The sequence below is a fragment of the Flavobacterium sp. PS2 genome, assembly GCF_046250155.1.
In the GTDB taxonomy this organism is placed as follows: domain Bacteria; phylum Bacteroidota; class Bacteroidia; order Flavobacteriales; family Flavobacteriaceae; genus Flavobacterium.
Genome location: NZ_CP176426.1, coordinates 3,929,430 through 3,955,190, shown reverse-complemented (window position 1 = coordinate 3,955,190; position 25,761 = coordinate 3,929,430). Strand labels below are relative to the sequence as shown.

Below are 25,761 nucleotides of genomic sequence, written 5' to 3'. Positions count from 1 at the left end.
TCATAAAAAATAAATAAGATATATCTTTCGATTTCAGTTTATAATATTTAATTTTAATGTCTAAATAATAATTACACTAACAATTCACACGTATGAAAAAGTTCTTTTTAATCACGCTATTATGTATCAGTGCAAACAGTTTTGCCCAATTAATACAATTTGGCCCTATAGTTTCTTCTAACATAACTTCTATCCTAACAGATGATTATAGCTCCGATAGTTCAGGAACTTCGGTAGGTTTTGGAGGATTTGCCAGAGTAAATGTATTAATGCTTTATGGACAAGCTGAATTTGGATATGCACAATCAAAATTTACTGTTTCTGAAACAGGAATTGCCGATACCGATTATAAACTATCAGGAACCGAAGCTACTCTTATTGTAGGTTTTAAAATTGTTCCTCTAGGAAAACTAGGAAACGTAAGGATTTTTGGTGGTTACAACTGGAAAAATTATTCTAATATAGATATGAGTAATGATCTAAACTATATCGACATTGTTAAGAACAACAATAGTTTCCTTGGCGGAGTTGGTATCGATTTATGGAAATTCACGCTAGATTACAGATATTTAGCAGGAGTTACAGATATTGATGCATCTGGTTTAAAAGCAAAAACAGCTGTTTCAAATATCAGCTTGGGATTCAAATTCTAAAAAAAATAACCTTATCATATAAACGAGAACTTAACTTTAAAATTAGGTTCTCGTTTTTTTTTACCCTTTCACAAAAAAATTAAATCTTTTACTGTTTCCCATAATCTCTGGAATAATTTTCTTTTGTATTTTTATAAAATAAAACAACTATTTTTAACCTTAAACCATACTATAATGGGAAAATTTGTAATCACGAAAAGAACTAACGGAGAGTTCCAATTTAATTTAAAAGCTGGTAACGGACAAACAATTCTTGCAAGCGAAGGATATTCGGCAAAAGCAGGCTGTTTAAATGGCATCGAATCAGTAAAAACCAATTCACAAGACGATTCAAAATTTGCCAGAGAAACAGCTAAAAATGGTAAACCTTATTTCAACCTAAAGGCAACCAATGGTCAAATCATTGGAACAAGCGAAATGTACGAAAGCGTGGCTGCAAGAGATAACGGAATCGAATCGGTAAAAACCAATGCACCATCTGCAACTACAGATGATCAAACTAGTTAAAAATAGTTTAAACATATCTTTTAAAATATTAAAACCACTCTTACCGGGTGGTTTTATTTTTAGAACCTCCCGAAGTGTTGGGACTACCTCTACGCTATATCTTTCTGTTTTGGCAAGAAAAAGGATGCGACTATGATCTAGGCTAGAGCTTTCGCTTCTGTTAAAAAAATAGTCCAAAAAACTCAATATCAGTCTTAATCCTTAACTAAACGTTAAAATATATAAAATTCTTTTTTAAAATAAAAACTAACTATCAGTTAGTTAAATAATTTTTTAGAGTACATTTACTAATAAAATTAATATAAATTATGAAAACAGGAGTAGTAAAATTTTACAATGAAGCAAAAGGATTTGGATTCATTACAGAAGAAGGTACAGGACAAGACATTTTTGTACATGCATCAGGCTTAAAAGAACAAATTAGAGAAAGTGACTCTGTTCAATTCGAAGTAGTTGACGGAAAAAAAGGTAAAAACGCAGTTGAGGTTACAGTAGCTTAATACTCACATCAATTACGATTACCTATTGGTTTAAATATGAAGATAAAAGAATAATATTCGATATACTCTCAATAATAAAACCCGACACATTACTCACAACAGTTTAAGAAACAAAAAAATCCTGTAAACATAGTTTACAGGATTTTTTTTGTGGAATTAATTTCATCATTCTAACACTCAACAAAAATAACGATCATAACCAATTGAAAATCTTTACTTTAAATACAAATAAAATATTTTTAGAACTAAATTTCAAAAGAAAAGAGGTAAATTTATTCTCCTTAAAAAAAATAGAAATTATGAAAGTATTAAAAGTAATCGAAGTTCTTTCTAGTTCAGACACTAGTTGGGAAGATGCAACTCAGAAAGCAGTTAGCAAAGCATCCAAATCTTTAAAAAACATTCGTTCTGCATATGTTCAAGAACAGAGCGTAACAGTATCAGATGGAAAAGTCACTGAGTTTAGAGTAAATCTAAAAATAACATTCGAACTCGAATAGTGCAAATGAATTATTAACACAAAACAATTGAATTAAAGTGCCAACTAAAAACAAAAAAATCCTGTAAATTGTGTTTACAGGATTTTTTATTGGAATTAACAATCAGGCTTCTATAATAATTTCATTTTTAATATTTAGGCATATTATTATTTAACGATATTATCCATGTTGGCCTGAATTCGTTGGAGGCGTAATTTTTATTTTTTCCTCGTCGGTATCACCTCCAATAATTGCTTTCATATTCTTAAATTCTGCTACTTTAAATTTATCCAAGGATAATTTCTTAACCGTTTTAACTTCTTGCTTTTTCATAGTTTTTAGTATAAGTTTTTTTATTTTAAGTGAATATACTATCTCCTGTAATCAGTTAAAAACTCTTGTAGTCTGAATTTATAAATTTCGCCCATAAATTTCAACAATCTACATACTACAATATATAAGATATTTACCCAAAAGCGCATTATTTATAGTAGTTTGAGAAATCTATAAGATTAAAATAGTTTGTCAACACTTTTAAATATATAAAAGCAATTTTACTAATTATTGCTCTCCATTTTTTATAAAATAAGATGGCTGATATCCTGTTTTCTTAAAAAAGGCTTTTGAAAAAGATTCTGAATTACTAAAACCTACCTCCTCTGCGATAGCTTTTATCGAATAATTTCTAAACTTTTTATCCTCTCTTAATCTTGTAATAGTATCTTCTATTCTTAAATCATTAATGTATTGACTGAAGTTTTTATTTTTGTATTGATTAATTGTTTTGGATAAGTAAGTACTATTGGTTTCTAGTCTTTTTGCAAAATCTGCCAGATTTATGTTTGGTTCTAAATAACCTTTATTTTTTTCGAATTCTGCGATTTTTTCCAAAATTTCATCTGCTTTCTCTTTTGGCAAAACAATTGTTTTTTGGGCATTCTCATTTGGCTCAATAACGATATCTGAAACAGGCTTTTCTATTTCGTTACTTTTATTTTCTGTATTATGTATATCGAGTAATTCATTTACTCTTTTTTCATAAAGTTGTTTTTCTTTTTTTGTTTTTAATAAATAAAAAAGAGAAAATCCAAGTCCTATAAGAACGATGAAACCAATACCAATGTAAATTCTTTTTTCCTGATTTATTTTTAAAATTACTTTTTCCTTTTGTAATAATAAATGAGGCGTATCATAATTTTTGTTTATCTGCTCTCCTAAAATAATATCATTTTTGCTTATATAAGAATCTATCTCTAGCAAACGGTTTAAATAATATAACTGCTTTTCATTATTTTGTAATTTCTTATATATTTCAATTAATTGGATACAATTATTGCGTAGATCTGCTGTGTTTAAACCACTCTTAACTAATATGGAATCTGCTGTTTCGAAATCATTTATAGCTTTATCTATGTCTTTTTCATTTTCCAAATTGTTTTTACCTCTGTAATAATAACTAATTGCTAAATTCAATTTATCACTGGTTGGAGTTAGCATTATAATAGCTTTGTCTAATAAAATAGTACTCTCCTGAAATTGCTTTTTGTAACTATAACAAATTCCTTCATACATTATCAAATATTTATAAAATCGATTATCCGACTTTATTTGTTTCTGCAAATCTTTAATGTAATATAGTGCGGTATCTATTTTTTTTAAACGAATATAAATATCTGCTAAAACCCAGGTTGTATATACATAATCGATAGAATGTATGTTCTTAGATTTAAAATGATTATAATTTCTTATTATAAGTGGTAAGGCTTCTTCTGATTTTCCAAGTTCAATTTTAATTAATGCGATTTGCTGATTAACCAATAAATTTTGTTCAATATTTCCTTTCTGTAAAGAATATTTTTCTGCTTCCAGGATATTAGCCAATGAAGACTTTAAATCCATTTTTTTCATCAAAAAATTACTCTTCAATATATATCCTTTAGCAGGATAATTAAAATCATTACTGTTCTTAGTTAATGCAATGATAGTATCAGCGTATTGTAATGCAGCTGTATCATTAGCAGTAGTCATTGCTGCCATATACAATCCATTAGCCCGGATTATTTTATCTCTTTGTAGTTTAGATTTTTTATAATACACATTAGCGTAAAGGGCTTTCGTATTTTTATCTATAAAATAATTCTCAAAACGTTCATCCAATTCTTTAAAAGATATATTCTTGAGTGAATCTGGAATAACAAAAGTTTCTTCCTTTTGAGAGAAAAGCGCAGTTGTAAATAATAGTAAAATAATTAATATAGAATTCTTCATATTCTGGCTGCTATATTTTTATAATATCTGTTCATAAAATCATAACACAGCATTTCATAATGTCTTTGTTTTGATCTAAAAATACGATTGATATTCATATGGATAAGTGATGAAATAAAATCTTCTAAACTAGTTGACGATTTCATACTTATTATTTCTTTTATTACCTCGATTTCTTTTTGGGTTATTTTCACTAAGTCAATTAGTCCTTCTAAGTAAACGGGCTCTTGTTTTTCTTGTAAATATAATATGATTTCATTTCTGTAAGTTCGATACAAAAAATCTAACTTCTTATTATTTTCTTTCTCAATGTGTTGTTCGCTCTTATAATCTTCTTGCATAGTCTTCACAAAACTAATTCGATTATTTATTGGAATATTAAAACATTCTAATAAATCATTAATCATTTGTAATGAAGCAAATATCCTAGCGATTTCATCTTCCTGAGGTGTGGTATTAGTGATTAAATTTACTGTTTTTTCGCTGTGATAATAAAATAATTTTTCAACAAGTTCTATAGTTGATTCACCGTAACGCTCAATCTCTCTTTTATAAGTTGCCGTTACAATATCGCTCACTAAATCTTTTTTGATTAATTCACTAAAATGCGTCTGCATTAACTTTATTATTACTTGAATATTATCTAGGTTCCCTATTTGAAAACGCAATCTTAAATGATTATTAGGATCATTATATCGTATAAAAAACCACTGAACGATAAGTCCTTTTTGAACCAATTCATCAACAATTGGCAAGATACTTTCAGCTAAAATAAGGTCTGCCGAATAATGTCCACAATAAATTTTATAGTATAGCCATTCTTCTCCCAGAATAAAACTTCTCTTTACTTTTTGCGTATGCATCGTTACTTAGGTTTTATTTTTTATACCAACAATAAATTGATTTGCATAGCTGCCCATTTCCCCCTTAACTACTTTGCCAGAAGGGAATAAAAATTCTTCTAAAATAAATTGCGTTTTATTTTTAACTGTTTCAACTAACATTTCAATACAAGTATCATTTTCAAGATTGATTACTAATGTATTGTCTCCATCGATTAATGACAGATATTGAAACCCTTTTATATTCATAGAAAGAATAGCTGAACGAACTAAATCTGGAGTGGAATTTGTTTTATCATTCACTATTTTAAAAAAATCCGGACATCTGTTTTTATTAAAGATCCATTTAGCTTTAGAGATAATACAATTCCCAACCGTTACTCTTGGCAAGTAATCAAAAAACTTCTCGAATTTATTATTAAATCCTATTACTGATTTACAATTTTCAAATTGCATGTCGCATAAAAATTGATAGATGGGTAATGCCTTATACGAATAATTATGGGCATTGGTTAGTCTTGTAATCACTTCTTTGTTATGTTTTTCACTCCACAAAATCAATCTGCCTTTTTTTACAAATACCATTAAATCCTCAATATTTATTTGATTTGAGAGTTGTACGTTTGATTGACCTAAATACGGTATTTCGTAGGTTCTAAAACTTGGTCTTCTTAATATATTTCCAGTTCTTGATTCTGGCAAATGAATTATTTCTGCGATGATTTTATTAGCAAAACTTTCAGATTCAAATTGTGTGATTTCATTTGCCAAACTATTTACGCCTTCATTTCCATAACAAAATCGGGCTAATAAATTTGCTGCACTAGAACCGCCTATACTCTGGATTACAATCCACTCTTTACCTGCCTCTTCAACGATTTCAAAAACAGATGAAAATGTATTTGGCATGTTTTCAGTCGAGAAATCTTCATTTTTAAAATCAGAATACTCTAAAGCAATACTAGTTTTACCGTTCTGTAAGGCATTTTGCAATTTATTGTAGATGATTTTGTCTACTTTATTCAAACTTATTTGATGATTCTCGCTATTTGTTTTTTGTTTTATTTCTATACAATCTAATAGTGGAGTCGAATCAGAATTATTATTTTGTAAATATCCTATTCCCGTTTCTATGTCTAATGCCTTAACCAACGGAATCATTTCATATTCATACCTTTCGATAAAAGCTTTTTTAAAATTTTCTAATGGTGTGTTTTTGGGTCTTTCTGAAATTTTATTCAAAAATTTTATAGCATTATATAATTCAGATGTATATTTTTTTTCTAGTTCAAATCCTTTAGACTCGAGAAATAAATCGGCTTGAAATAAATACTTTTTATCAAAAGAGATTTTTGTTTTGGATAGGCTTTCTTCTATGTCTGTATAATAAGATATATCGTTTCCTAATTTTGTGTCAATATCCTGTAATTGCTTCTCTACTTCATTAATCAAAGTTTCAAATTTAATTGCAGCTTCACTTTCTTTTTTGGCTCCGCTTATTAAATCATTAACAGAAGTGTTTCCTGTAAGTTTAGGTTCTAATTCTGAAACCAAAATCTGATTAGAAATTAATTCTTCAATAAATTCTAAAGCTTCATTTTTGGTGATATCTTCAATCATTAAGTAGTCAGCCAACTCCTCTTTAGATATTCCGTTACTGGCTTTTTGTACAATTAAATCCAGATAATCCGTTCGCTTTAATGCTTCAAGAGAATACTTGCGGTTATTATTTTCTAATGTATATTCTACATATCTGTAAAAATCCCCTAATTGATAAAGCGTGCTATTTGGATAAAAAAGCAATTGATCCTGAATAGTCAAATCTGCGGCTAATTTGCTATATAAATTAGCAACAAATTGCATATCTAAACGTGTCTTTCGATAAAAACAATTTTCCTTATCTACAGAATTACTATCGACACTTATTTTTGTTACGTCGCCAATATTCCCAGAACCACATGCAGCAAAAAGCCCAAATGGTGTACATCGAGTAGACATTCGAATAAGATATTTTAGTACAGAAAGTTTAATTTTTTCACTTTTATAAATAGCATAATCTTCTTGCTTGCACCATTTTTGGATTTCCGAATATAATTCGGGCGATGCGAAATATAGTGCTTCGTTTATCTGAGAATCTTTTACTAATTCTTTTATAACATCAGGTTCAATTGAAAGTTCTTTTGTAAGATTTTTATAAAAATCAATTGAATAAGCTGGCGTACGTATTATTAAAGAAGAAAAAAAGGAAAAATTCATCTGCAATTTTGATATATCAACAATAAAGTAAGAATATTAATAATTAAAATACCGAAATTAAGCATTTATTTTAGACCATCCTCTCATTTTATATTAAAACCTGATTAATATACGCAATAAAACACTTTTAAAACACCCTTTAAAATCAAGCAATTACATTTTTTTATTCCAAAAATTTATAAATCCAGACACGATATTTATAAATGTCGACTACCATAGTTTGCATCTAATAAGTTGTTCATCTAGTTTTGATTACAGAAAATCACAAAAAACAGGATCTAACTTTATGTTTAGAATTACAAGAATACTAATTGCCGCAATCCTGTTTTATAGTCCTTCTTTGTTAGCACAAGTAAAAATAAAGGGGAAAGTGGTAGATATTAAAAATAATCCCATTGAGTTTGCTGAAGTTTTATTGATAGATAATGATTCAACCGCAATAAAAAGCGAAATGACCAATAGTAATGGTGATTTTATACTACTTACAGAAGTTGGTAATTATTTATTACAAATAAAACAAATGGGTACCGTTTTATGGAAAAAGAAGGTAAACATTATAGACAATATCGATTTTAAATCTATTCAGGTAATTGAGAAAGAAGAGAAACTTAGTGAAGTAGTCGTAAAGACCCAAAAAAAGATTATGGTTCGAAAAGTAGACAGATTAGTTTTCAATGTCGAAAATTCTATCTCGGCGATAGGAGGCGATGCTATTGATGCCTTAAAAGTTACTCCTGGAATAAGAGTACAAAACAACTCTATTGCAATGATTGGCAAAAGTGGTATGGCTGTAATGATTGATGATAGGTTAATACAACTTTCTGGAGAGGATTTGATTAATTTTTTAAAATCGATTCCTTCAGATAATATAAAAAGCATTGAGGTTATTTCTACACCACCAGCAAAATATGATGCTCAAGGAAATAGTGGGATTTTAAATATTAAGTTAAAAAAAGTATTAAAAGACAGTTGGAACACAACATTGCGCAGTACATATCTACAACAAACGTATCCGACGGGTAGCCTTGGCGGAAATTTTTCATACAAAAAAAACAAACTGAATTTGTTATTTGATATTAATTATAGAAAAGGAAGTGCATTAGACAAAGAGGATTTAACCTTTTTTTACCCAACAGAGACCTGGAATTCTATAAATAAAAACAAACCTTCTTTTACTTTTTTTAATGCTTCGTTGAATTTAAATTATAAACTCACAAAGAAAACAGATATAGGAGTACAATATTTAGGTGGCCTTGGAAAATTAAAAAAACAGAACTCTAATATTACAACTATCAATGAATCTGTTTCTAATAACTATCTCTATGATATTAATACTATAGGAGATGATACTAAGAAAAACAATAATAGCTCAATAAATATTTACTCAACAACTCTTATTGACACTTTAGGAAAAAAATTCTCGATAGATCTGGATTACTTTAATTTTAAAGAAGATAAAGATAAAAACTTTAATTCGTACAATAATAATCCTTCGCAAAGCTCTTCTCTTATTGGTAATAACCTAAGCAATCAAGATATTAGTAATTATTCGGCTAAAATTGATTTTGATATGCCTTATGGATTTGCTGATTTATCTTTTGGTGGTAAAGTTAGTTTTACGAATAATAATAGTGATGCCTCCTTTTTTAATTTAACCTCTGGTGATGCAATTTTAGATCCATCCCAAAATAACATATTTAATTATAAAGAGAATACTCAGGCTTTATACGCTTTAGCAAGTAAGAAACTAGGCAAAAAATGGGAATCTAAATTTGGTCTACGAATGGAAGCGACCCAAACTATTGGTACTTCTGAAATACTAAACCAGACTAATAAAAACAACTATATCAAATTTTTCCCGAGTGCTTACCTCTCCTATCAACTTAATGAAAAAAACACTTTTAATTTAAGCTATAGCAGAAGAGTTGGAAGACCATCTTATTGGGAAATGAATCCTTTTAGATGGTATGACAATTCAAACCTATTTTCAGAAGGAAATCCATTTCTTCAGCCTTCTTTTACAAATAATTTTCAGATATCACATTCCTATAATAATATCTTAAATAGTACTATTTACGTATCAAAAGTAGAAAATGGTTTCGGACAACTATCTACTTTTGAAGTAATAGATGGGCAGAAAATTCAAAAATTCTTAAGACTTAATTATTACGATCAGACCGATTTAGGACTTGATATATCACTAACATATAATTTTACTAGCTGGTGGAACTATTTCGCCGATTTAACGGTGTACTACAGCGAAACCAATACTAAGTCTATTTACGTTCAGCCTAAATTTTCTGGCTGGGGTGCCAACTTTACAAACACCAATACATTCACTTTAAATAAAAATAAAACTTTTTTTGCAGAGATAAGCTACTTCTATTTCTACCCTACTCTCTCCGGAATATACACCATTAGTGATTATTCTTCTTTTGATTTTGGGATTAAAATATTGTCGCTTAATAAAAAATTGCAAATTTCAGCCAATGTCTATGATGTATTTAGCAGCAATAGACCTCAATATACATATGTGACAAATGGAATCAAACAAATTTCTAAGAACTATTATGATGAAAGATATCTTAGAATATCGTTAAAATACAGTTTTGGGAATAGTGATATCTCTGTTAAAAGTCGTGATTTAGGAAATCAGGATGAAAAAAGCAGAGCAGGAAAATAATAATTGATTTAATTCTCCTAGTATTTTTTCAATGGCCAATGAAAAGAGAAAGGAAGCTTAAATATCCCCGCTTGCAAGCAAATTAATTAACCATTTAAGAGAATCGTTCTCTTGAATTATTTAACAATTGAAAAACATTAATAAAATGAAAAATTCAAATTTAAAAAATAAGCTTTCAGGTTTAACTACAACTAAATCTTTTGAAATCATCGAATTAAACGATTCTTTAAGAAAAATTATTGGTGGTGCAGTTCCAGCAAACAATGGGTCAGGATGCAACGGATCAGGATGCAATCCAAAAGTAGAAATACTAGTCCGTAAATAATTTCTTAATTAGGGGATAGGCACTGCTTATCCCCTAAAATTAAATTCAACTTATCATGAAATATAAATTATCCTATTATACTATCATTACGGATCCAATTCCTAATACAGATGTTTGTGTTGTTTTCGGAACAAAAACTGCAAAAGCTTATAATCTTGACCAAAAAATTATTGCCCTTTTAAAAGAAGAGGACTTTGATCAGATTCCTTTAGATATAATTAATAATTTAATTATCGCTGAGATCATAGTCCCAAAAGATTTAAATGAGTTAAGCGAATTTTGTGAGAAAGCTAAATTAGATGCTACAGCAGAAGATGGTTATCTACATGTTACCGTAATGAGTTCTGGAAATTGCCAGTTAGGCTGTTCTTATTGTGGACAAGTCCATTCTAAGAAAAAATTGGAAGACGATACTGTCGAGTTGATAGAAAAGAGATTAACACATTTATTTAGCAGTAAACCCTTTTCTGAATTCCGCATAAGTTGGTTCGGAGGAGAGCCACTAATGGCGTTAAATAAAATGAGACTGGTTAATACTTTTGCCAAAAAGATTTCAAAGAGCAATGATGCTATTTATAGATCTCATATTGTTACTAATGGACTCTCTCTTAAAAGTAATATCTATGAAGAATTAGCTCATGAATTTAATTGTACATCTATAGAAATCACATTAGATGGTGTAAAAGAGTTTCATGATACCAGAAGAGATACAAAAGCAAAAGAACCTACGTTTGACCTCATATTCAATAACATTTTATCCATTACAAGTTTAAAGGACTACCCTATTAATGGATGTTATATAAAAATAAGATGCAACGTAGACGACACTAATAAAGAAGGTGTAATTCCTTTAATAGAATTATTAGCAGAAAATAATCTACAAGACAAAGTTATTTTCTATACAGCTCCTGTATATAGCTGGGGTAATGATGCGCATTTAACAAATACTAAAGAAGAATATGCGATTAATGAAATCGATTATTTGTTAAAACTTCATGAAGTAGGATTTGAAATTAACTCCATTCCACAAACAAAAGATGTAGTATGTTCGGCAGTTACACCTAATTATGAATTAATAGATCCTAACGGAAAAATCTTCAATTGTACCGAAATTCCGTTGGTACCTATGTACGGAGATGAATACTTAATCGGAGATTTAAAAACCAGTTTTACCGAGGTTAAAGAATACGCCGAAAGACCTTATACAAAATGGTATGATGAAATTCAGGATAAAAGCAATGGCTATTGGTGTACATCATGCAAAATTTTGCCTTTATGTGGAGGACGATGCCCAAAATCATGGAAAGATGGAATTCCTCCATGCCCAAGTATGAAATTAAACATTGAAGACAGACTAATGCTGGCAAACTATTTAATTCAAGAAGATAATATTACTCAAATAGCATAAAATGAGAAAAGATGACATCTCCTTATCATTATCAGACATTGTAAATTCTGATTTTGTAAATGATAATCAATCAGAAGCCATAAGTTTTGATGATTTATTTACCTCTTTTGTTTTTAATCAGTTTGAGTTAACTGAAAGAATGGACATTCAATTAATATGGAGTTATTATTCTAAAGCATTAAATGAGTGTAAGCAAAACAGGTTAACAAAAGCAGATTATTTCTATACAAAAGGTTTAGAAGCATTAAATAATTCTGATTTAAATGAAAGAGCAAAACTATATTTAAATGTATATATATACCCTAATCTGGCATTTAGAGTATATAAAGACAAAAACTATGAAAAAGCTTTAGAGTTATTGCTTTTGGCAATTCAGAACATCGAAATTATTGAAAAAGAATATCCAGATATTTATGCTGCCAAAATTCAGCAAATCCATAATGTTATTAGGTTATTTTTAAGAGCGAATAAAAGCAGCGATTATATCGATTTAAACATTGCTATAATAGAACATATTCTTCTGGAAGTAGAACCAATAAAGAATAAATATAACTTAAAAAATTCGATATTAAATCAGACAAAACTTCAATATAAAGAAGAAATGTTAATGCAGATTTTTACTGAATTTTTGGTGACACAAATGACTACAGATACGCAATCATTTGATTTTGAATTTTTCTGTAAATCATTAAATGAAAAAAAACATAATACAGAAAATAAATATCTAAACGATTGGCTCGCTTTAGTATGCCTAATTAACGATAATTCTCAAGACATTGCTTTGCTACTAAAAGATGTTTTAAAGAAAGACTATAAATATGCTTTTTTTAAAATATATGTTTTAAATGCGCTTCAAAATAAAAGTTTCTTGTACTTACAATCTGAAGATTCAATACAGAATGTAAAAGTATTGACAGCTATTTTTACAAACCAAATTCATGATAAAAATATTCTAGAAAAAATTCAAAAAGCATCCAAAATAAACATTAAATGATTTTTATACCCCAACAAGATCAAATGGATTGTGGCCCCGCTTGTTTATGTATGGTCGCAAGTGCTTATAAAAAAAAATATTCTTTACGATACCTAAGAGAACATTCTTTTATCACACGTGAAGGAATTTCTTTATTGGGGGTCAAAGAAGCTGCAACCAAAATAGGTTTTGAGACTCTTACGGCTAAACTAACCATTGAAAAGCTTAATGGAATGCCTATGCCTTGCATTCTTCATTGGAATAAAAATCACTTTGTGGTTCTTAATAAAATAAAAACGAATCTATTTACAAAAAAAAAGTCTTACAAAATTGCTGATCCAGGTCATGGTTTTGTTGCACTAAACGAAGAAAAGTTTAAAAAATCATGGTTATCTGATGGCGATTGTGGAATTGGAGTATTCCTAGAACCTACTGAATCTTTCTATAAATTAACTCCTCCAAAAGAAGAAAAGTTAAATATTAAATACATTTATAACTACTTAAAACCATACAAAAAACAATTAGCTTTTCTTTTTGTTATGTTACTAATAGGCAGTGCCCTAACTTTAGTTTTTCCGTTTTTAACACAAAGTCTAATTGATAATGGAGTAAGTAAGAAAAACTTAAACATAATAAGTCTTATTCTTTTAGCGCAACTCGGCTTATTTTTTGGATCTATAACTATAGAAATAATTCGTAATTGGTTGATGCTTTTTATAGGAACAAAAATAAGTATTCGCATTATATCTGATTTTTTAAAAAAATTATTACAGTTACCTATTAAGTTCTTTGACACTAAAATGACTGGAGATTTTAATCAACGAATACAGGATAATGAACGTATAGAAAACTTTTTGACTTCTCAAAGTCTAGTTACTTTTTTTTCGATGATTACCTTTTCCGTGTTTTTTGGAGTACTTTGGTATTATGATGTTACCATCTTAGTGGTTTATCTTATTTTGACTGTAGTATCTATTAGTTGGTCATTCTATTGGCTCAAAAAACGAAAAATATTAGACTATTTTCATTTCCAGCAACGAAGCCAAAACCAGGAATCTATTCTGGAAATCATCAATGGAGTAACTGAAATGAAATTAAACCAGTTTGAAGATTTCAAACGCAACGAATGGGAAGAAATTCAAAAGAAATTATTTAAAATTAATACCCGAATATTAAAATTAGATCAAATTCAGTTATCTGGTTTTGAATTTCTAAATCAATTCAAAAATATTTTAGTCACTTTTTTAGCTGCATCATTTGTAGTTAAAGGACAAATGACATTAGGACAACTTTTGAGTGTATCCTATATCGTAGGGCAAATGAATAGTCCGATAAACCAGCTTGTTAGTTTTTTCCGTTCTTTTCAGGATGCACGATTAAGTTTAGAACGACTAAACGAGGTACAAAACCATCCAACAGAAGAAGGAGAAAATAATAATTTTTTAAAAATAAGAGATATTAGTAATTGTTTTCCTTTAGGGATCAAAGGTCAAAATTTAAGTTTTCAATATGAAGGCCCCAAATCTCCATATGTACTAAAAAATATTGATTTTAGTATCCCCGAAGGAAAAATTACTGCCATTGTTGGTGCAAGTGGTAGTGGAAAAACCACTTTATTAAAATTATTATTAAAATTCTACGAACCTACACATGGTGAATTATTGTTTAATGCTAAAAATATTATCGATATTTCTTCCCGAAGTTTACGTGAAAATTGTGGCGTAGTCATGCAAGACGGTTTTATTTTCTCAGATACTATCGAAAGAAACATAGCCACTGGAGATGAAAATATTGATAAACAAAAATTAAAAAGAGCAGCTAAAATTGCAAATATTGAAAGTTTTATCGAGACATTACCTCTTGGATATAATACAAAAATTGGAGCATCAGGAAATGGGCTTTCAGGTGGCCAGAAACAGCGTTTATTAATTGCACGGGCAATTTATAAAAATCCGCATTATATCTTTTTTGATGAAGCAACATCTGCACTTGATGCTGAAAATGAAAAAATTATTCATGATAATCTACAAGAATTTTTTAAAGGAAAAACAGTCGTCATTATCGCGCATCGCTTGAGCACGGTAAAAAATGCTGACAATATCATAGTACTTAAAAATGGTGAAATTGTAGAACAAGGAAATCATTCTGAATTGGTTTACAACAAAGCTGACTATTTTAAATTAGTTAAAAACCAATTGGAATTAGGAAATTAAACGTTTTAGTAATGAATTGACGAACAAGAAATTTTACCTATTTATTTTTTGATTAAAATACTTTTAAATGCTTACTTTTAGAAAATATAATAAAAAATCCTGTAAATAATCTTTACAGGATTTTTTTTAGAGTCTGGTTAATTACAATTGTACTGCTTATTTCCCTATTAATGTTCTCTCTCAGGCACAATAAATTATTAAATAACACATTTAATGTCAATATTATCTAATCATTTAAAAAGGAGGATAAAATTATATTTAATTATTATGAATAGTATTATTTATAGACTTACGATTTTTAGTTTATTTATTTTTTTTGGATGTAAAAACGATTCAAAGATAAAAGAGAATAGTAATGATTTCAATATTAAAAGTATAAAATTGATTACTGTTAAAGATACTTTATTTCTCAAAGATGATAATGAGCAGTTTGGAGAAGAATGGAGAGATTATGTAAAGGATAAAGAAAAATATAATCAAATATTCGTAAATAACAAGAAATTTGATAAAGAGACTGAACAACGATTTAAGAAATCTCATTTCCTAACTAAAGAATCGATTGAGTACTTAATTATTAAGCGAAGAATCAATTTGCATTCAGATTTCAATACATTAATTGTTACTACCCCAGAAACTTTTATATTATTAAATTATAATTCAAAAGACGAACTAATAGACTTTCTAGATTTATCAAAATTCAATCAACAAATCTGTCAATGTACATCCAAAGTGTATATAGACAAAAAGGGAGTTATTCACTGCCAAATAGAGTCAGGAAAACCTTTTCATCCTTATGTTAATTATAAGGTTAATGATAAAGGGAAATTTGAAATTGTCGATCAGTTTACCCCTCCTAATGAAGAAAAAATGTCATCTACAGATAGACTCGAATATATTATTAAAAAAACAACTCCAGTCAGTGGCAATGTAAATTTAAAATCATACTTAGAATCAGATGAGTTTACTTCTTCAAACACTACATTTATTGATGAAAAGGATGTGGAAAATATCTTATTTTCTAAAAGCCATTCAAGCAATGTGTACAAATTGTTTCATGACTCAATTGGAGAATATACTGATGATGATAAAGGCATAAATGTTTTAGGAAAAATAGTCAATACTGATAAAACATTGCTTATTTGTAATATAAGTGGAGCAGACCAAATTGGTATTATATTTATACTAAACAAAAATCACGAAATTACAGATTATAAAATTTTTAGTAGTGATCATCCGTCTGCTGATGAAAGTATATCTGGTTTGGTAAAAGAATAAAACACTACTTGATTATTTTTAAAGAAAAACATAGTTCAAAAATGTTACCACCAAATATTATGTTTCCAAGAAATTCTGAAAAGATCACATTTAAATATTATAACTTTAGAAAAACTAAAAAATCCTGTAAATAATCTTTACAGGATTTTTTTGTGGAATTCACTTGCAATCAAAACTCTTTTTTACTTTCAGAGAAATTTCATTAAAGTATTACAACTATTTCAATTCTATAAAACACCAATTTGTTAAACATTTTCTTAAGGCTGAATGCAATTTTTATTCATGATTTCTTTATCAATTTGTTTTTCTAAAAATTACCAAACCTTTATCTACCTCATCGGATTCTACAAACGAACTGTTTTCCTGATCAAATTGGATGGCAAAATCTGTTTGATAATCCAGAATTTCAAATTGCGATCCATCTCCAGAAAGAATTATACCCAAATACTCTTCTAAGATATTTACCTCTTTATCACAAATCAATTCATTACTAGTCAAGAACAGATCGTAACTTTTTAGTTCCCCATTCCTTTCTGCACTGAACGTCACTCTATAAATTTCTGCATCAAATAATCCCGAAGAAACTTCTTTATTTACAATATAAAAAGAATTACTTAAATCTATTATATTCTTTATTTTTTTTATCCTAAATACCCGTCTTAATGAATAAGGCTCCTCTTTAATTACTGTTTTTAATTTCATTGGTCATGTTATTCTTTGAAATTTTGAAAATATACAAACAGCATAATCTGCATCATTGATTGTAAATAATATGCGAAAATTTAATCTTTCTTTCTCCTTTATAAATCAAATTAATAAGAGATAGTATAGAAGTTGTTTAGTTATCTATACTATCTCTTTTATTTAATTGGATATTAATCGATTTATTTTTCTATATGATATTTTGGATCGATTGTAATCAAAACTCTTTTAAAGAGTTCTATCAAACGATTTCTTATTGACTTCAGAATCAAAGTCATTGCGTCAAAGTTTTCTACTTCTTTTTTTGTCTTTATAGCAATAATATTGCTAATTATCGAAATCCCATCACTAACAATCAGTAAATCCATTACTATGGTTACAAACCATTTAAAGTTGTAATTAAGTCCTTTACTCATTAATGCTAAAGCTGTTGGTATTAACAATACGGCTAACTTGGAAACAAATCCTAAAGCTAATTTTTTAAAACTAAACGGGTTATTTAATACTATGGTTTTGATAATGCCTAAAAAAGTATCCATTACCATTAAGTAAAACAACACTTTAACAATTTCTATATCCATTTCTAGGTAAATAAAAATCCCATAAAGTAATAGTTTTATTTCGTTTGAATATTCTGAAATTTTATGCATCATCGGTTTTTCTATTTTTTTTAATCTTCTACTATAGATTTTTGAGCATGATTAAAATCAATTACTCCTAATAAGTTGGTAAACCTTTTTCCGAAAATTGATAATGTATTATCTCTTTCATTTTCTCCTAAATTATCGCTTATGGTTTCCTGAACGATACCAAATTTATTTGTAGAGGAAGCGATAATAAAGTTATCGTTTAATAATGCCCCAGCTACCATATTTCCGCTAATGTCGATACTCAAACTAAGTCTTCTTAAATAGCTTAAAAAACCATTCCATTTTATAACGGCATACATAAAACATATAGGATAAACACCTAAAGAACAAATCAATGCAAATAAAAAAAGGATCCATTCAGTATAATGTTTTTTTGAGATAAGTAAGGTTGGTAGTAATAAGGTTGCTATTGGCATCATTGTTAGTATTGTAATTAAAAGCCACAGCAATGCTGAAGCTGTAAAAATAAATTTCACAATTTTATTCATGTATAATCTTTTTTAGTTTAATTATTCTTTTAACAAATAATCTTTTGGGGCATAAAGTATGAAGCCCCAAAAAATTATTACATATTGTTATTTTTTATTCTCCTTTAATTCCCTGGAGCATTTGGATCCTTTGGATCTATTGGTTTACTGTTGTGAACAACAATTCCCGAAATAACATAATTATCCACATTCTCAACATCTAATAATGCAACTTCTAGAGGTTCTTCTTTAAATAAGATTGATTCGATAGCTTTTGTCTTTCCAGTTTTATCAACCAATAGCATACTTTGAATTACATTTTTCGCACATACATATTGAACATTTTCTCCATCTTGAGAAACTAATAATGGATGTTGCCCAGTAACTTTAATCACTGTATCTGCTGTTATGATTTCGTAGTAATTTGGCTGTACACTTGTTTGTTTACTTACTACTGTTACTTCTGCTTTGGCAGCTTCATTTAATTTACCATTCCATAGCATGTAATCTCCTTCAGACTCATCAATTTCGTTCGGGAAAGAAAATCCTTGAAGTTTGTCTCCAACTACAATATTCTTTAATTTCTTTGCTTGTCCAGATGCCATTGTTACCAAAGATTCTACATCAAAACATGAATATTCTCCTTCTGTGGTTACTGAAACTTCAGGAGTAAAGTCAGATTTTTTTCCTGCAGTATCTATAGCTCTTACTTTAAAAAAATATGTTGTTTTTGCTCTACCAAGAACACTACGAGTGGTAGTGTCACCAGCATTTGTATGTGACGCAGTTTGTCCATAAGTTTCACCAGATTCTCTTTTAAATATCTCGTAGTAACTAACATTACCTGTTGAACTATTCCAACTAAGATTCATTAGATGCAAGTCTGTAACGTAGCAACTTAAGCCTGTTGGCGGAGCTATAACGATTACAGTTGTAGTTGTGGTTGCACTTACAGTTTTACTGACACCCAATTGTTTTCCAGCTGCATCTTGTGCTACAACATAAAAACTGTAAAATGTTCCTGCAGCCAATCCGGTAACATCATAGGAAAGAACATTCCCTACTGAGAATGGTAAAGCACCATTTATAGACACCAGATAATTAGCTACAGCTACGCTATCCGTAGATGCTGTCCAACTTAAAGTTACAGTTGTATTACCGATGTTCGATACCTCTAAATTTGTTGGGTTTGTTACTGCAGTTGTTCCTGTATATTCTATGAAATGAACTACTCTGTAGGGATTAAGAATATTTATAGCTTTAATAACATTACCTTTATTTACCACATCTAAATATTTTTTATCAAACTCGTAATCTACATTAGTAGCATTAACATATGAAGCATCACCCCCGCTGTTATCATCTGAAGAAGTTGGTAACGTTACATCAAGTGCAGGAATATTTTCTTTCTGCAATATTTTTTCTTTGTCACCACCAATTCCTAACAGTGTATTAAATGCTTGATCATTTATATCCAAACCTACTGGCATTCTTCCTCTTAACGGCACATATTCTTCCCATCCTTTCGGAAATGGTGCAGTTTTCCCCCAAATAGCAATCATTCCGATAGGTACTGTTGTTGCAGGTTGTTCTTCTAACTTTACGATACGATCAACAAGTGACTTGATTAATGTATTGTTCTTAATAACCTGATTTGAATCATCTAATACCAACAAAGAACTAGTAGAATCTGATGTATTTAAATTCTCTAAATATACTTTCCCTCCTATATTTGTATTCTGCCAATCTGAACCATAATTTAAAGAAAGATTAGTATTACTATTCACTATTGCTCTACCTAAAGTTGATCCCAATCTAAAATCTGCAACCCTTACATTGGCTGTAGCGCTTTCTTTTATGTCTAATTTTGATAATTTGTAAGAGCCCAAATCAAGGTCCCCTTTCATTGCCTTTGATCCATCAAGCGGAAGATAGGTTTGGTTGATTAAATCAATATCAGTTTCTATTGCCTGAAGATCTTTTACGGTTTTGAAATCTTTTAATTCATAATAATATACTGCTAATGCATCAGTGATTGGAGAAGGTACAGGACGATTTGCATAATCTTCCGGACTAATGTATTGGGCTTTATAATCAAAATAGGCATTTTGTACTACCCCTGTTCCGTATGTTAAACTTGTACCTGTTCTGGTAGTTTTTAAAAATCCAGTTGGAGTACCTTTTCCAATAGGATATAAAATTCCTTCCAGTATTTTCGCACCTGTTTCATCTTTAGGATCTTTTTCTTCTTGATGAATAATAGCCCAACCTTTCTTGTCGATCGTTGCAGGGGCTACGATATAGTTTTTATTGGTCTTGATGCTTAAATGTCCTTTTAAGGCTTCGAATAACTCATGTCTGTAAGCGGTTTGAAGTCTTTCTAAAGTTTCTTGCTCCAGAGGAAATCCTCCTGAATGACTAAAATTTACTTGTTTCATTTTTATGTTTTTAAATGTCTATTATTTTTACTATTTTTTTTGAGATAAGAATACCTCTATTTTATATTTCAACTTTTAGTTTAATCTTTTACTGAATAAGAATAGGTCCCGTAACTTTTACCCGCCAGTTTATAAAAATTGAGTAGATTGTGGTATTCCATATTGGCTACGTTAATAGCATCCGTTTGTACAGATTGATCTTTGGCTGGCTGAACTGTTATAGTATTATTTGCTATTAAACTTTCGGGTATAAACACTCTAAAATTGGCGTAATTTATTTGGGTATAATCCTTACGATGAGCGAGGTAAACAGGTTTATTGTTTCTTTTTTTATATTCATCATGTGTATATACTTTTAATTGCGGAATCATTAAAGTACCATCCGGTTCGTAGTATTCTTTGTGAAGATATACATACTGTATAGTGGGCTTAACCGATTCGTCTATATAAATTAATTCTTCTAATCGTTTTTCTTCTATGCTTAAATTAGGATTGTAATTTTTAGTTGGATTATAAGTTTCATTCAGTACTTTTTCCAGATAAATGACCTGTCCTGTATGCTGCATTTTATACAGCGTTTCTTCATAAATGGTATGAAGAGGCGTCAACAAAACATTAAGCCAATCAACATGAGTTTTTTTCCTAAGAATTGGAGGAATAAGCCATAACAGCAACTTTTCCCATTTTAAAACGGTGTATTTATTCATTGTATATATATTAGACTATTGTTTATCTCGGTAAAATGTGTAAGGGATGTAGTTTACCTCAACCTGAAGTGTATCCATGTCAAAATAACCTGCGTTTGGAATAAAATATTCAATCTTGGTTGCATCCTTAAAAATAGGATCTACTTTATCGTTAGGATTTTTTGCCCAAGCAGTTTCAACTTTACTTAGTATTGGAATTTTAACTCCTTGTGCTTTCTGAATAGCATCTACCAGGTATGTTTTTACAAAAGCTCCATTAAACTCAATATTTTTTAAATGATTTTTAATGGCATCTAAAACTGGAAACACCGTATTATTATTTAAGATTAATGATCCGTTTCTTGAATCGAATTTATAATTATCCAATTCGTATTGTTCTTCTGGTGTTAAAGGTTTGTTTGAAATTTTTGATTGGTAATATTCAATATCTTTTGGGTTGATAAAAATGCTCAAAGGATCGATGTAAACATTCAAACTTAATTTCAGGTTATCTCCTTGGTCAGAAGTGATATGCACTTGATTTCCTGCATCTTTAATTTTTGCGATGTATTCTTTAAAAGCAAAAAGTTCATTAGGAACGTCGATTCTCGAGATTTTATCCTCTTTTACAGTGGCAACTTTTATAAAAACAACTCCAACTTTATTGTGGAAATAATCAGAGAAAATTTCTTCTATTTCTTCTATTTCTTCTATTTTTTTATTTCGTTTAAGGACAGTTTCTAGATCAATTTCGCTTACTGCACAATGCTTTATAATTTTTGAATCTTCAATTTGTTTTTCATCTAGATTTGTGGTGTCAAATTGATAAGAGCCATCTTTCCAGATCAGCGACATTTCGTTACTCGAATCTGGATCTAATGGTGCGCCATAATGAAAATTCAAAGCCTGTTCTCGATACCAGTTTAACGTATGAGGCCTCGATATAAGGGCATTTTTTTCGACTATTTTTTCGTGTATCCAGATAGCTGTAGCCACTATATTGATCCAAAGTTTCCAAATCGCAGCTTTTGATTCTGTTAAGCCGTTTAGGGAGGCTTGTTTCTTTTTCTCCTCCAGAATTTCGTTCTGAATTTCAGCAATTGTACGTGCCATATTTTAATTTTTAGTATAGATTAGCCTGTAAGACATGTGTATATGCTTATAGAAAATTGTTTATGTTTTTTTGTAAATACTACAGAGAAGTAGTTTTCTTTTAGAGATTTCTAAAAGGAGAAATTGAAATGTATCATTATTCTAGCATCCTGAGATTTTTAGATAATAATAATAATAGCTTAGTACTATTTATTAATAAATGATAAAATCATCTTCAATTATCATATAATCAATTCCGGAGAAGTCATCCAGTAAATACTGTTCTTCATCTGAAATAGAAGTTGCAGGCTTTAAGTTTCTGGAATTGTAGTATTCAACAATATCCTTTTTAAAGGCTTCACGGCCTATTTTTAAATCTTCGTAAACAGAAATATCATCTGTAATATTAAATTTTTCATTGTCTTCTAAAATATCAAATACTTTTTCTATACTTCCATATTCTTGCAAAGAGATGTCAAAAATGTTTTGGTTTTCTTGTGGTTTAATAGTTCCCATCGATTTTAATGTTTTGTAAATCGTTAACATCTAATGTTTTTACATTAAAGTTGTCATACGATAATTGTTTATCTATTTCGTTTTCTAATCTTAGTCTGGATGTTGCATCTGGACTATTCATGTATTTTTTTATTCCTACTCCAAGAATAGGAAACTCTTTATAACTTCCTTTCTGGCTTAATAATAGATGCTCTATATTTTGCTGATCTGCATCTTTAATAGCAAAATCTCCATTTGTAATTAACAAGTCTTCATCTATGATAAAATCTTTCATATGTTGTTATTATTTGTTCTTTTATTAATTAATTTCTTCTTTTGAATTTGCGCGCCATACTCAAAAGATGATGTCTTATTTGATACTGTAAAAATACGCTATGCTTTGCCTTTAACCAAGATTTTAAAGGTTGGGAATCAGTAGTTTCAGTAAGTTAAAATTCAATAACAAAAACCTAATTATCAATAACTTAAACCCATTACATAATTATTTTACAAGTTAAAAATAACCTTTTTATGCGCCTGGAATAATCATATCGATAATCACTTTAAAAATTACTTTTATAATATTATTTTTAAGAGTATTCAGTTTTATTTTTGATATTCCAGTAGTTTGAAGCGCCTGTAATGTCATTAAATCCAGTTGACTTTTTAGCAGCCATTCTAATTCTTCTTCGGTTAAATCTCCAGTAGAGAAAAGAATCATCCAACGTTCTAGTTTTTCCTTTGATATTACTAAAAATGCGTTTAAATCTTTCTCTAATTCCGATTTGTAGTCTTTGTAACTTTTTGTTATAATAGTTTTTAGTTTGCTTTTTAACTCTTCTATTAATTGATCGTTATTCATAACTTTAGGTATTACTGTTAATTAAATATAAAAGTGCATCCTTTGATTCTTTGTCTTTTTTAATTTCATATTGAATGAGTAAATCCAAAGCATCTAAAACCTGTTTTCTAGACTCCTGTATAAAAACTGGAGATAAAATCCCTTTCGTTTCCCAACGTTTGAAGAATCCTGCCAAAAGATTTTTTTCTTTATCATTTAAAGCCTTCCACATCGCAAATGTGATTTCGTTATTGGGCTTGATTTTTTCATATTCAGTCAATTTTTCGATGTTCAGGAATAAAGCTTCAACTTCTAATTTCTGATTAGTATAAGGAGAAATCGCTTTATCCATTAATCTGGAAGTTTCATCTTTTATCTCAATCGCTTTTCGATAAGAATAAGGGTCGAATTGGGCCGTTTTAGTTGATGTGCATGAGATAATTGCAAAAGAAATAGCAATTAGAAAAATTAGATGTTTTAATTTCAAATGTTTCATCTGTTTATTTGTATAAGATTACATAGTTTTTTCTGTCACGTTTTAGTTTACTGAGTACTTTCCAGTCGCTATATCCTTTTTTATCAAAGTGCGGAAGATCTTTAAAGGTTTTCCAATCTCCCCCCCAGTTCCAATTGTATTTCTTGAAAATTTTCACACATTCCTGCCAGTCCGAGATTCGGTCATCATCCCAGTCTTTTGCAGTATCCCACGAAGCCGTTTTACCGTCTATAATGAGGCAAATGTCTACCGCAAAGCCATAATTGTGAATAGATTGACCTCCTTTGGCATTTGTTACTTTTTTTCCAGGTTTCGTTCTGCCAAAAGCATAAAGATCTTCTTGTTCCTGAAAAGTTCTGAGACTTTGTGTAACGCGCACTTTAGCTCGTTTGGTTAATGCCATATCACATTCCTCAATGATTTTAGTAACTTCTTCCCTAACCGAAGGATGCAGTAAATCAATGTGTTTTTTTGTTGTTTGATCCATATTTGTATTTATTAAAGATTTCAAATTTTAAGCATAAAAAGCCTTTCTAATTGTTTGAAGACAATCAGAGTTTGTAGTATTTGATAAGATTATTGGTGTTGTAAATTTATTTAAGACTAAAACAATTGCTTAAGTAAATCCTGAAAATGTTGTTTTTTTGTGATTGCAATCTTGATGGAATAAGTGCTTTTAATTATACTGTAAAAATACGCCTAAATAGCGTGTTATAAAAATAATATCAAATTGTAAATCAGTAGTTTCAGTATAGAATATTATACTTTTAATGGTTTTATTTTTATAGACAAAAATTAAAATTAAAGAAAAAAATCCCGTTTTTCTAATTAAGAAAAACGGGATTGCAATGAAAAGAAAATATTTTAAGAATCAATTACCAAATCATAACATACAATATCACTTTGTCTTCATTTATATTCAATTTTATGCTGTTTTTAGTAATTTCTAACGAAGCTATTGTACTGTCTTTTACTTCATAAAGTAATACCTCATCTTTTTCAGTTTTGGTATATTCTTTGCCTTCTAAAGCTTTGTCGATGACGTGAATTGGAACCTCTTGATTAAACTCCAGGAAAAGATTTTGCATATAATATTCACTCTTCCAATATTTCTCAATAATTTCCTCATCCGAATATTGTTCACTATGATATTGGGAAATCATACCAATAACTTCTGTTCTGGAAAAATTATAAGAGTCATATTTTGTTTCTGTAATAATTCTTCCTTTTTTATTAGTGTAAGATTGTAAAACCTGATCTTTTGAATCTAAGGAAATAATAGATTCAAATTTATCTCTAGCATATTTATCTTTATATATATATATCATTAGATATACCAATTCTTCAAGAGAGCAGGTTTTAGCATAATCTTCAAAATGTCTTTCATCCCAATCAACCTTATCGTAATATAGTTCTTTTCTATTCAGATAATTTTCTTCTGTATGTTCTAGATTAAAATATAAAAAATCTAGTTTTGGTAAGTTGGTCATAGTTCTTTTAGATGATGTAAAG

Annotated in this window: 26 protein-coding genes; 10 read left to right on the top strand and 16 right to left on the bottom strand. The window is 29.2% G+C overall.

What is annotated here, in order from left to right; translation table 11 throughout:
- Nucleotides 1-92: 92 nt before the first annotated feature.
- The 4 genes from ACJ6WR_RS17445 (at nt 93) to ACJ6WR_RS17430 (ending at nt 2,160) form a co-directional block, all read left to right on the top strand.
- A complete protein-coding gene (locus ACJ6WR_RS17445) occupies nt 93-653 on the top strand; it encodes a hypothetical protein (RefSeq protein ID WP_409415963.1) in 561 nt (186 codons plus the stop codon).
- 174 nt (nt 654-827) lie between these two features.
- Nucleotides 828-1,160, top strand: a complete 333-nt coding sequence (locus ACJ6WR_RS17440; protein ID WP_086893714.1) for a YegP family protein — start codon at nt 828-830, stop codon at nt 1,158-1,160.
- Between the two features lie 308 nt (nt 1,161-1,468).
- Entirely contained in the window at nt 1,469-1,660 is a 192-nt protein-coding gene (locus ACJ6WR_RS17435) for a cold-shock protein (protein ID WP_035621148.1), read from the top strand.
- Nucleotides 1,661-1,959: 299 nt separating this feature from the next.
- Nucleotides 1,960-2,160: a dodecin family protein gene (locus ACJ6WR_RS17430; RefSeq protein ID WP_039113868.1), complete on the top strand. Its 201-nt coding sequence runs from the start codon at nt 1,960-1,962 to the stop codon at nt 2,158-2,160.
- A gap of 159 nt (nt 2,161-2,319) precedes the next feature.
- Here ACJ6WR_RS17430 and ACJ6WR_RS17425 read toward each other — a convergent pair whose 3' ends face one another.
- The 4 genes from ACJ6WR_RS17425 to ACJ6WR_RS17410 form a co-directional block, all read right to left on the bottom strand.
- The gene (locus tag ACJ6WR_RS17425; protein WP_409415962.1) at nt 2,320-2,472 is read right to left on the bottom strand and encodes a hypothetical protein; all 153 of its coding nucleotides are present in this window, start codon (nt 2,470-2,472) and stop codon (nt 2,320-2,322) included.
- Between the two features lie 228 nt (nt 2,473-2,700).
- Complete coding sequence (locus ACJ6WR_RS17420; RefSeq protein ID WP_409415961.1) at nt 2,701-4,407, bottom strand: helix-turn-helix domain-containing protein; 1,707 nt, start codon at nt 4,405-4,407, stop codon at nt 2,701-2,703.
- On the bottom strand, nt 4,404-5,270 hold the full coding sequence (locus tag ACJ6WR_RS17415; protein WP_409415960.1) for a thiopeptide-type bacteriocin biosynthesis protein: 867 nt from the start codon (nt 5,268-5,270) through the stop codon (nt 4,404-4,406). Before ACJ6WR_RS17415 ends, ACJ6WR_RS17420 begins: the two co-directional genes overlap by 4 nt.
- Nucleotides 5,271-5,276: 6 nt before the next feature.
- On the bottom strand, nt 5,277-7,505 hold the full coding sequence (locus ACJ6WR_RS17410; protein WP_409415959.1) for a lantibiotic dehydratase family protein: 2,229 nt from the start codon (nt 7,503-7,505) through the stop codon (nt 5,277-5,279).
- Nucleotides 7,506-7,791: 286 nt separating this feature from the next.
- Between ACJ6WR_RS17410 and ACJ6WR_RS17405 the strand changes: the two genes are divergently transcribed.
- From ACJ6WR_RS17405 to ACJ6WR_RS17380, 6 genes are all read left to right on the top strand, one after another.
- Entirely contained in the window at nt 7,792-10,188 is a 2,397-nt protein-coding gene (locus tag ACJ6WR_RS17405) for a TonB-dependent receptor domain-containing protein (protein ID WP_409415958.1), read from the top strand.
- A gap of 145 nt (nt 10,189-10,333) precedes the next feature.
- Nucleotides 10,334-10,513 carry a hypothetical protein gene (locus ACJ6WR_RS17400; RefSeq protein ID WP_035621134.1) on the top strand — a complete coding sequence of 60 codons (180 nt, stop codon included), beginning with the start codon at nt 10,334-10,336 and terminating at the stop codon, nt 10,511-10,513.
- Nucleotides 10,514-10,568: 55 nt separating this feature from the next.
- A complete protein-coding gene (locus tag ACJ6WR_RS17395) occupies nt 10,569-11,921 on the top strand; it encodes a radical SAM/SPASM domain-containing protein (protein WP_086893720.1) in 1,353 nt (450 codons plus the stop codon).
- A 1-nt stretch (nt 11,922) separates the two neighbouring features.
- Nucleotides 11,923-12,915: a hypothetical protein gene (locus tag ACJ6WR_RS17390; protein WP_409415957.1), complete on the top strand. Its 993-nt coding sequence runs from the start codon at nt 11,923-11,925 to the stop codon at nt 12,913-12,915.
- Nucleotides 12,912-15,107: a peptidase domain-containing ABC transporter gene (locus tag ACJ6WR_RS17385; protein ID WP_409415956.1), complete on the top strand. Its 2,196-nt coding sequence runs from the start codon at nt 12,912-12,914 to the stop codon at nt 15,105-15,107. The genes ACJ6WR_RS17390 and ACJ6WR_RS17385 overlap by 4 nt, the downstream gene beginning before the upstream one ends.
- Nucleotides 15,108-15,374: 267 nt before the next feature.
- Nucleotides 15,375-16,382: a hypothetical protein gene (locus ACJ6WR_RS17380; RefSeq protein WP_409415955.1), complete on the top strand. Its 1,008-nt coding sequence runs from the start codon at nt 15,375-15,377 to the stop codon at nt 16,380-16,382.
- Between the two features lie 294 nt (nt 16,383-16,676).
- Here the strand turns inward: ACJ6WR_RS17380 and ACJ6WR_RS17375 are convergent, their stop codons facing one another.
- The 12 genes from ACJ6WR_RS17375 to ACJ6WR_RS17320 form a co-directional block, all read right to left on the bottom strand.
- The gene (locus ACJ6WR_RS17375) at nt 16,677-17,084 is read right to left on the bottom strand and encodes a hypothetical protein (protein ID WP_039115934.1); all 408 of its coding nucleotides are present in this window, start codon (nt 17,082-17,084) and stop codon (nt 16,677-16,679) included.
- Between the two features lie 182 nt (nt 17,085-17,266).
- Nucleotides 17,267-17,737, bottom strand: a complete 471-nt coding sequence (locus tag ACJ6WR_RS17370) for a phage holin family protein (protein WP_039115935.1) — start codon at nt 17,735-17,737, stop codon at nt 17,267-17,269.
- 17 nt (nt 17,738-17,754) lie between these two features.
- A complete protein-coding gene (locus tag ACJ6WR_RS17365; protein ID WP_409415954.1) occupies nt 17,755-18,222 on the bottom strand; it encodes a hypothetical protein in 468 nt (155 codons plus the stop codon).
- Between the two features lie 104 nt (nt 18,223-18,326).
- Entirely contained in the window at nt 18,327-20,639 is a 2,313-nt protein-coding gene (locus tag ACJ6WR_RS17360; protein WP_409415953.1) for a fibronectin type III domain-containing protein, read from the bottom strand.
- An 80-nt stretch (nt 20,640-20,719) separates the two neighbouring features.
- Nucleotides 20,720-21,346 (bottom strand): hypothetical protein, encoded by a 627-nt coding sequence (locus ACJ6WR_RS17355; protein ID WP_409415952.1) that lies wholly within the window; start codon nt 21,344-21,346, stop codon nt 20,720-20,722.
- A 15-nt stretch (nt 21,347-21,361) separates the two neighbouring features.
- A complete protein-coding gene (locus ACJ6WR_RS17350; protein WP_409415951.1) occupies nt 21,362-22,438 on the bottom strand; it encodes a hypothetical protein in 1,077 nt (358 codons plus the stop codon).
- Between the two features lie 192 nt (nt 22,439-22,630).
- Nucleotides 22,631-22,933, bottom strand: a complete 303-nt coding sequence (locus ACJ6WR_RS17345; protein ID WP_039115939.1) for a hypothetical protein — start codon at nt 22,931-22,933, stop codon at nt 22,631-22,633.
- Nucleotides 22,920-23,207 carry a hypothetical protein gene (locus ACJ6WR_RS17340; RefSeq protein ID WP_039115940.1) on the bottom strand — a complete coding sequence of 96 codons (288 nt, stop codon included), beginning with the start codon at nt 23,205-23,207 and terminating at the stop codon, nt 22,920-22,922. The genes ACJ6WR_RS17345 and ACJ6WR_RS17340 overlap by 14 nt, the downstream gene beginning before the upstream one ends.
- A gap of 234 nt (nt 23,208-23,441) precedes the next feature.
- Complete coding sequence (locus ACJ6WR_RS17335; RefSeq protein ID WP_039115942.1) at nt 23,442-23,774, bottom strand: hypothetical protein; 333 nt, start codon at nt 23,772-23,774, stop codon at nt 23,442-23,444.
- A 4-nt stretch (nt 23,775-23,778) separates the two neighbouring features.
- On the bottom strand, nt 23,779-24,249 hold the full coding sequence (locus ACJ6WR_RS17330) for a hypothetical protein (RefSeq protein ID WP_409415950.1): 471 nt from the start codon (nt 24,247-24,249) through the stop codon (nt 23,779-23,781).
- A 4-nt stretch (nt 24,250-24,253) separates the two neighbouring features.
- Nucleotides 24,254-24,736 (bottom strand): M15 family metallopeptidase, encoded by a 483-nt coding sequence (locus tag ACJ6WR_RS17325; RefSeq protein WP_039115946.1) that lies wholly within the window; start codon nt 24,734-24,736, stop codon nt 24,254-24,256.
- A 388-nt stretch (nt 24,737-25,124) separates the two neighbouring features.
- Complete coding sequence (locus ACJ6WR_RS17320; RefSeq protein WP_409415949.1) at nt 25,125-25,739, bottom strand: hypothetical protein; 615 nt, start codon at nt 25,737-25,739, stop codon at nt 25,125-25,127.
- Nucleotides 25,740-25,761 lie beyond the last annotated feature (22 nt).

Excerpts from the sequence above, each read along its gene's own strand:
- ACJ6WR_RS17445 (WP_409415963.1), top strand. The coding sequence starts at position 93 with ATGAAAAAGTTCTTTTTAATCACGCTATTATGTATCAGTGCAAACAGT.
- ACJ6WR_RS17440 (WP_086893714.1), top strand. The coding sequence starts at position 828 with ATGGGAAAATTTGTAATCACGAAAAGAACTAACGGAGAGTTCCAATTT.
- ACJ6WR_RS17435 (WP_035621148.1), top strand. The coding sequence starts at position 1,469 with ATGAAAACAGGAGTAGTAAAATTTTACAATGAAGCAAAAGGATTTGGA.
- ACJ6WR_RS17430 (WP_039113868.1), top strand. The coding sequence starts at position 1,960 with ATGAAAGTATTAAAAGTAATCGAAGTTCTTTCTAGTTCAGACACTAGT.
- ACJ6WR_RS17425 (WP_409415962.1), bottom strand. The coding sequence starts at position 2,472 with ATGAAAAAGCAAGAAGTTAAAACGGTTAAGAAATTATCCTTGGATAAA.
- ACJ6WR_RS17420 (WP_409415961.1), bottom strand. The coding sequence starts at position 4,407 with ATGAAGAATTCTATATTAATTATTTTACTATTATTTACAACTGCGCTT.
- ACJ6WR_RS17415 (WP_409415960.1), bottom strand. The coding sequence starts at position 5,270 with ATGCATACGCAAAAAGTAAAGAGAAGTTTTATTCTGGGAGAAGAATGG.
- ACJ6WR_RS17410 (WP_409415959.1), bottom strand. The coding sequence starts at position 7,505 with ATGAATTTTTCCTTTTTTTCTTCTTTAATAATACGTACGCCAGCTTAT.
- ACJ6WR_RS17405 (WP_409415958.1), top strand. The coding sequence starts at position 7,792 with ATGTTTAGAATTACAAGAATACTAATTGCCGCAATCCTGTTTTATAGT.
- ACJ6WR_RS17400 (WP_035621134.1), top strand. The coding sequence starts at position 10,334 with ATGAAAAATTCAAATTTAAAAAATAAGCTTTCAGGTTTAACTACAACT.
- ACJ6WR_RS17395 (WP_086893720.1), top strand. The coding sequence starts at position 10,569 with ATGAAATATAAATTATCCTATTATACTATCATTACGGATCCAATTCCT.
- ACJ6WR_RS17390 (WP_409415957.1), top strand. The coding sequence starts at position 11,923 with ATGAGAAAAGATGACATCTCCTTATCATTATCAGACATTGTAAATTCT.
- ACJ6WR_RS17385 (WP_409415956.1), top strand. The coding sequence starts at position 12,912 with ATGATTTTTATACCCCAACAAGATCAAATGGATTGTGGCCCCGCTTGT.
- ACJ6WR_RS17380 (WP_409415955.1), top strand. The coding sequence starts at position 15,375 with ATGAATAGTATTATTTATAGACTTACGATTTTTAGTTTATTTATTTTT.
- ACJ6WR_RS17375 (WP_039115934.1), bottom strand. The coding sequence starts at position 17,084 with ATGAAATTAAAAACAGTAATTAAAGAGGAGCCTTATTCATTAAGACGG.
- ACJ6WR_RS17370 (WP_039115935.1), bottom strand. The coding sequence starts at position 17,737 with ATGATGCATAAAATTTCAGAATATTCAAACGAAATAAAACTATTACTT.
- ACJ6WR_RS17365 (WP_409415954.1), bottom strand. The coding sequence starts at position 18,222 with ATGAATAAAATTGTGAAATTTATTTTTACAGCTTCAGCATTGCTGTGG.
- ACJ6WR_RS17360 (WP_409415953.1), bottom strand. The coding sequence starts at position 20,639 with ATGAAACAAGTAAATTTTAGTCATTCAGGAGGATTTCCTCTGGAGCAA.
- ACJ6WR_RS17355 (WP_409415952.1), bottom strand. The coding sequence starts at position 21,346 with ATGAATAAATACACCGTTTTAAAATGGGAAAAGTTGCTGTTATGGCTT.
- ACJ6WR_RS17350 (WP_409415951.1), bottom strand. The coding sequence starts at position 22,438 with ATGGCACGTACAATTGCTGAAATTCAGAACGAAATTCTGGAGGAGAAA.
- ACJ6WR_RS17345 (WP_039115939.1), bottom strand. The coding sequence starts at position 22,933 with ATGGGAACTATTAAACCACAAGAAAACCAAAACATTTTTGACATCTCT.
- ACJ6WR_RS17340 (WP_039115940.1), bottom strand. The coding sequence starts at position 23,207 with ATGAAAGATTTTATCATAGATGAAGACTTGTTAATTACAAATGGAGAT.
- ACJ6WR_RS17335 (WP_039115942.1), bottom strand. The coding sequence starts at position 23,774 with ATGAATAACGATCAATTAATAGAAGAGTTAAAAAGCAAACTAAAAACT.
- ACJ6WR_RS17330 (WP_409415950.1), bottom strand. The coding sequence starts at position 24,249 with ATGAAACATTTGAAATTAAAACATCTAATTTTTCTAATTGCTATTTCT.
- ACJ6WR_RS17325 (WP_039115946.1), bottom strand. The coding sequence starts at position 24,736 with ATGGATCAAACAACAAAAAAACACATTGATTTACTGCATCCTTCGGTT.
- ACJ6WR_RS17320 (WP_409415949.1), bottom strand. The coding sequence starts at position 25,739 with ATGACCAACTTACCAAAACTAGATTTTTTATATTTTAATCTAGAACAT.